The sequence below is a fragment of the Amycolatopsis sp. lyj-109 genome, assembly GCF_046548995.1.
Classification (GTDB): Bacteria; Actinomycetota; Actinomycetes; order Mycobacteriales; family Pseudonocardiaceae; genus Amycolatopsis.
Genome location: NZ_JAJPWR010000076.1, coordinates 1 through 522 on the forward strand (window position 1 = coordinate 1; position 522 = coordinate 522).

Genomic DNA, 522 nt, shown 5'->3' on the forward strand with positions numbered 1-522 from the left:
GGGATCCATTGCGCCCCAATGCATGGAATCCTCTGCATTCAATGACGCTGCATGGAGTTCACTGCATTCAATCGGGATGCTTTGGGCCATGCTGCATAAAATCCACTGCATTCAATCATGCTGCATGGAATCCACTGCATTCAATCATGCTGCATAAAATCCACTGCATTCAATAGGGTTCCATTTCTTCACGCTGCATGGAATCCACTGCATTCAAACACAATGCATGGAATCCACTGCATTCAATCGGGATGCATTTTACCACGCTGCATGGAGTACACTGCATTCAATCACAATGCATGGAATCCACTGCATTCAATCGGGATGCTTTGGGCCATGCTGCAAAAAAATCCACTGCATTCAATCGGGATGCATTGGGCCTCGCTTCATGGACTCCAGTGCATACAGTCGGGATCCATTGCACCACAATGCATGGAATCCTCTGCATTCAATGACGCTGCATGGAATCCACTGCATTCAATCGGGATGCTTTGGGCCATGCCTCATAAAATTCACTTCATT

Annotated in this window: 1 protein-coding gene; it reads left to right on the forward strand. The window is 46.9% G+C overall.

Annotated features, from left to right (window positions below; translation table 11 throughout):
• Positions 1–270 precede the first annotated feature (270 nt).
• Positions 271–522, forward strand: a 252-nt coding sequence (locus ACLJQF_RS48880; RefSeq protein WP_410617532.1) for a hypothetical protein, incomplete at its 3' end; no start/stop codon positions are given.